Genomic DNA, 5,713 nt, shown 5'->3' with positions numbered 1-5,713 from the left:
AAAAAACCAAAACACAGAGGTACTGGAAAACGAGTAGAAGCTCCAAAATTTCACATCACTAATCAGCTTTTTAGCCTTAACTGAACCGTATTGCCTCTGGTCTGGTAGAGAGCGTCTGGGGGTTTTCCCTATGAGCAACTGGCGTGCAAATTCCATTCACCAAGGCTTACAGCAGTTTTCATGTATTTGAACCACATCTGTCGTAGTAGGGGCGCAAGGCCTTGCGCCCCTACCGCGTGGTCTATTTACCTGAAAATAGCTGTAAGTTGACACCCATGACAGATATGCGCCCCTGTGAATGACTATATTATACTCAAATCAAAATTTATTTTAAGTAGTTTTTGTAACTAAAGTTTTTAAAATAAATAAGTAATTAAACGTACAAAAGTCTCAAAATATTCTTCATTTTTTTATTGATAATTAACAGGAACTTTACCCAATCATGTCTCCGCGTTTATTAAGCTTATTAGTGTCAGCTAAGATACCAAAAATCCAAAAAATACGGATATAGCTTTTAAGCAGCCATATTGCCAAAAAGCCTGTATTCAATACAGCCCAAGCCTAAAAACGGCAGTAGTTTAAAACTTAACTTCCAAACTAAACAGAGACTTGAAAACAATGAAAATGACTTTTCAGAAACTTGTAATTGGTGTCTCAATGGCTATTGGTATAAGTGCTCTTGCCACTGCTCCAGCACACGCTACATCTTTTAGTTTCAATAACCCAAATGAAATTAGAACTTATACTGGTGGGTTAAATGGCAAGTTTATTGCAAATGATCCTATAGCTGCCTCCAAAGCCTTGAGTGATGATAATGTCTCCTCTAACGTGGAGCTTTGGTATACTACCGAAAACCCAACTTCTAACGTTGGTTTCACCGCCACACAAGGAAACTACAGTGCCACCGTTACCAGTGTCACTGCTAGTGACTGGAATACTTTTGGTCCGCAATGGCTGAGTGATCTGTTGGCTACTTATACTCCATTCAAGTCAGTGTGGAATGGGTTTTCACCGAGTACCCAATCATTAGTAACGAGTTTTTTCCCTTTATTGGGAATAGGAGACCCTAACATTGGCAGCTTCCAATTCGGAGAAAATGGGGGCGTGGAACTGAAATTGGTTGGTCAAGTGGATGTAAGGACCAAACTTTTAGATACAGTTTCTACTAAACTTACCCAAACATTGACATCACTATTTCCAGGAAAAACAATTTTACCAAGCGCTTCAGAAGTTCAAACTCAGATTTCATTACTTCAACTAACGCTGAACTCGCCTCTAACCTCTGTTCCTACGAAGCTAACGCTGCAAGCTCAAATAGATCAACTGACATCATTCAAAGACCTCCTTGGCGTGCAAGCTGCATTAAACGCCTACCAAGGCGGAATCGGAGCTAGTGAAATTGCCAAGGTAGTTAATGGCAATAATACTTACTACGCCTATAGCTTTAACCCCACTGGATCTGAAATTACAGCCTCTGATGACGGCATATCCAGCACCCAGTATTACACTTGGCACACACCTGGATACACCGCTCCTCCAAAGAGAGTGCCAGAACCATCAATAATAATTGGTCTGTTGGGTGTTGCTGGCGTCTTTGTGATGCAACGCAAATTTAAAAAAGCGTCCATTTAAGATTGCAGGTTCCAAACTACAAATAAGTAAGGGAGCTAATAGCTCCCTTTTTTTATGAATACTTCTTTCCAGCTATAAGATGATTTAATCTTCTAGGTTATACTATTTATAAAAATATTTGCAACAAATGAATCGTTTGGAAGGGTCTACATATCTACGTCCCTACCAACATATTTGTAACAGCAATTTCGGAAAATGGTATTACTTACTCTAACATCCAGATGAAAACTTTTCTAGGAAGGGCAATTAGTCTAAGTTAGTTCCAGTATTACTTAAGTAGTTTTACTAATACAAGTTGGCAACTTCGATTTTTTAAATTAGTCGTTTATTTAATACTATAAATTTTCAAAAATTCACTAAGAAAAAATTAATATTTGATTAGGATTATATCCAAGCATACTATTATTAAGTATTGGAGTGCTGCTAAATTTAATTTATTAATATCTTTAACTAGATTACAGAAGTCAAGTTTTTATAAATTTTACAGTTTAAATACACTCCTGTTCTAGTTTATGGTCATAATTGTTGGCTTTTACTTAAGATAATAGGTAGCAATGACAGTACAATTATTCAATATAGATCAGCCATTACGGTCACACACAGTTAGACGAATTTTGCTAGTTGAAGACCATGATCTCAATAGGATGTTATTGAGTGACTATCTAAGTTATTGTGGGTACGATGTCCAAAGCTTATCAGAAGGCTCTACTTTTTTCTCAACTATAGAGAAGTTTGAGCCAGATTTAATGTTATTAGACTTGAAATTGCCAGATATTGACGGTTATTCGCTCTTAAAACAAGTCCAGCAAAAACCTGATTTGTCAAAAATACCGATCATTGTGGTTTCAGCCTTTGCTTTTAAAGCAGATCAGGAACTAGCTCTGAGTTTGGGCGCACGTCGCTATTTTGTCAAACCTTTAAAACTCAAGGATCTTATACTTACAATTGAAGAAGAGTTGACTTGTCGCCACAGATAAACTTTTCTACTGGACGTGCATTTATTCCGCTTTTTGGTCTGCAATGAACTCTTCAACTCGCTCACTAATATGTTGCACAGAACTGCCAATTTTTGAAATTTTATGTTGTACTTGCGCTAACAATAAAACTGCTGTTTGCAGATCATTGAGGGTTTCAGCCATAGCTTCCCGGTATTGGGCTTCAAAGTCTTGTAGATTCATAGTTCAACTCGTGCCTGAAATTATTGTAATAGCTATATTCCTAATGATATTCGTAAATTTAACTTCCTAAATCCGTTAAATCGCTTAATGTTCTAAGTTAAAATCAACCCCAAAAGTATTGTTTTATCATAATTTATTATCTAAATTTTATATAAGTGATATTGAAAAGTTTAATTATATTTAATAACAAAAATATAAACTTAGCTAAATTAAGAAAACAAAATAATTTTATAAGAAAATGAATTTTTAAAGAATAAATCATTATCGATTTTAAAATGTTAATTATAGATTCAAAAAACCAAGTTTTTATTCTGACAGTAGCAGCCCACAGCTAAACAAACTCTCGTCTGCTCCAAAGTTCTGATGCTTGCAGTAGGGCGTCTAGTACACTGTGTCCAAAGTTTAATAAGGGGCAAAATCCCTTGTTACAGCAGAATTCATGTATTTGAACCACATCTGTCGTAGGAGCGCAAGGCCTTGCGCCCCTACCGCGTGGTCTATTTACCTGAAAATAGCTGTAAGCCCCAAGTTTTGTTAATTGAGATGGTAGAGGCCATGCTGTACTAGGTTAGAAACCGAGTCTCAGACTTCTCTGTGTGCCGACTAAAAGCCTACCTACTTTATATTTACTTGATAATTACTCTGTTAAATCGGCACGAAAAAATAATTTTTCTTAAAATAGAGAAAGATTACCTAATTTTGGTTGTGGCAATATCTACTCAAATACTACCACTGGTTAAAGAGCCAGAAAGATTGGAAAACCGTCTAGCCGAAATTCCACCGGAACCGGGGGTTTATTTCATGCGGGACAGGAGCGATCGCATTATATATATAGGTAAATCGCGTAAGTTGCGATCGCGTGTCCGTTCCTATTTCCGGGATGGCTACAACAAGAGTGAACGCATCACCACGATGGTTAAGTTGGTGACAGAAATTGAATTCATCGTCACTGATACAGAAGCCGAAGCGCTAGCGCTAGAAGCCAATTTGATTAAGCAGCACCAGCCATACTTTAACGTGCTGCTCAAAGATGATAAAAAATATCCCTATCTCTGCATCACTTGGTCAGAAAATTATCCGCGAATTTTTATTACCCGTAAACGCCAATTCGGCAAAGAAAAGGATAAATTTTACGGCCCTTATACTGACGCTGGTTTATTGCGAGAAATTCTCCGCCTATGCAAGCGCATCTTCCCACAGCGACAACGACCTCAACCACTTTTCAAAGACCGTCCTTGCTTGAATTATGATTTAGGGCGTTGTCCGGGTGTGTGTCAACAGATGATGCTACCAGAAGAATATCGCAAAATTGTCCAAAAGGTGGCGATGGTCTTTCAAGGGCGAACTCAGGAACTGATTGATATTTTGACCCAACAGATGAACGCAGCATCTGAGAACTTGAACTTTGAATCAGCGGCGCGGATTCGCGATCAAATTTCTGGGTTAAAGTCGCTGACAGCTGACCAAAAAGTTTCCTTACCAGATGATACAGTTTCGCGGGATGCGATCGCACTAGCAGCCGACGAACAACACGCCTGCATTCAACTATTCCAGATTCGCGCTGGGCAATTGGTAGGACGTTTAGCCTTTGTGGCAGATGCTCAAGCGGAATCGGGAGCTATCTTACAACGAGCTTTAGAGGAACATTACCAAACTGCTGACTCAGTGGAAATACCCATAGAGATTTTAGTGCAGCATGAGTTACCAGATAGCGAGATATTGGCAGATGTCTTAACTCAACGCAAGGGGAAAAAAGTGACGATTTTGACTCCTTTGCGGCAAACTAAGGCAGAATTAATTGAGATGGTAGAGCGAAATGCCCAGTATGAATTGCAAAGAATGCAGAAATTTGGCGATCGCAATCACCAAGCAATGCAAGATTTAGCCGCTATTCTCGATTTACCAGATGTACCCCACCGCATCGAAGGTTATGACATTTCTCACATTCAAGGGTCAAATGCTGTAGCTTCGCAAGTCGTGTTCATCGACGGATTACCCGCCAAACAGCATTATCGCCACTACAAAATTAAAAATCCCACGGTAACGGCGGGACATTCAGATGATTTTGCAAGTCTTGCTGAAGTTATTCAACGGCGGTTTCGCAAGTATGGCGACGATCCACAGTTGTCACGTTTGGGTAATCCAGATTGGCCTGATTTAATCATGATCGATGGTGGTAAAGGTCAGTTATCATCAGTTGTTGCTGTTTTGCAAGAGATGAATTTATTAGAAGACTTGCGAGTTGTTAGTCTGGCGAAGCAGCGAGAAGAGATTTTTTTACCGGGGGAATCTAAACCTTTGACAACTGATTCAGAACAACCAGGGGTGCAGTTGTTGCGGCGGTTGCGAGATGAAGCGCATCGGTTTGCAGTCAGTTTCCATCGTCAGCAGCGCAGTGATAAATTGAAGCGATCGCGTTTAGATGAAATTCCTGGCTTAGGACATCATCGACAAAAGCAGCTACTAGGGCATTTTCGCTCAGTTGATTATATTCGGCAAGCAACAACCCCACAACTCGCTGAGGTTTCAGGAATTGGGCCGCGTTTGGCTCAAGAAATTTACGATTATTTTCATCCCACTTGAGGAGAGTAGTACAGCGGGCGCGTAAATCTAGCCACCATCTCAATTAACAAAACTTGGGGCAAAATCCCCTTGTGATTAACCATATTTTTGTAACAGTCAAAGTATGGTGTTCACTCGACATCCCGCCGACTGATAGCCGAAGTCCACTCAATGAAATATTAGCCTTGGAATAGAATTCCAAGGCTAATATTGCGACGAAGCCTTTATCGTCGGATGTGGGTAACGATAATACCAAGTTGCCAAAGATAGTATTGTTACATTCCGTTATATTGAACAGAGCCAAGAAAATCCGACTTCTCCCTTAACAGTTAGGGGGTTAT

The 5,713-nt window shown here is 39.5% G+C and carries 4 protein-coding genes; 3 read left to right on the top strand and 1 reads right to left on the bottom strand.

The genetic code is table 11. The features are described from left to right. The first annotated feature begins 618 nt into the window (after positions 1 to 618). Both V7K49_RS07965 and V7K49_RS07960 read left to right on the top strand, forming a co-directional pair. Complete coding sequence (locus V7K49_RS07965; protein WP_334874134.1) at positions 619 to 1,632, top strand: NF038130 family PEP-CTERM protein; 1,014 nt, start codon at positions 619 to 621, stop codon at positions 1,630 to 1,632. Positions 1,633 to 2,186: 554 nt separating this feature from the next. Continuing rightward, entirely contained in the window at positions 2,187 to 2,609 is a 423-nt protein-coding gene (locus tag V7K49_RS07960; RefSeq protein WP_334723888.1) for a response regulator, read from the top strand. A 21-nt stretch (positions 2,610 to 2,630) separates the two neighbouring features. Here V7K49_RS07960 and V7K49_RS07955 read toward each other — a convergent pair whose 3' ends face one another. Further along, complete coding sequence (locus tag V7K49_RS07955) at positions 2,631 to 2,810, bottom strand: hypothetical protein (RefSeq protein ID WP_298905168.1); 180 nt, start codon at positions 2,808 to 2,810, stop codon at positions 2,631 to 2,633. A gap of 705 nt (positions 2,811 to 3,515) precedes the next feature. On the opposite strand from V7K49_RS07955, the gene uvrC reads away from it, so the two are divergent. Next, positions 3,516 to 5,393, top strand: a complete 1,878-nt coding sequence (gene uvrC / locus V7K49_RS07950; protein ID WP_335205134.1) for an excinuclease ABC subunit UvrC — start codon at positions 3,516 to 3,518, stop codon at positions 5,391 to 5,393. Positions 5,394 to 5,713: the final 320 nt, after the last annotated feature.

Origin of the sequence: Nostoc sp., from assembly GCF_036919675.1 — a bacterium.
Taxonomy (GTDB): domain Bacteria; phylum Cyanobacteriota; class Cyanobacteriia; order Cyanobacteriales; family Nostocaceae; genus Nostoc.
The sequence above is the reverse complement of the archived record's forward strand: the minus strand, read 5'-3'. Positions and strand labels throughout refer to the sequence as shown.

What these genes read in the sequence shown, in the direction of transcription:
- V7K49_RS07955 (WP_298905168.1), bottom strand. Translation starts at nt 2,810, where the DNA reads ATGAATCTACAAGACTTTGAAGCCCAATACCGGGAAGCTATGGCTGAA.
- V7K49_RS07960 (WP_334723888.1), top strand. Translation starts at nt 2,187, where the DNA reads ATGACAGTACAATTATTCAATATAGATCAGCCATTACGGTCACACACA.
- V7K49_RS07965 (WP_334874134.1), top strand. Translation starts at nt 619, where the DNA reads ATGAAAATGACTTTTCAGAAACTTGTAATTGGTGTCTCAATGGCTATT.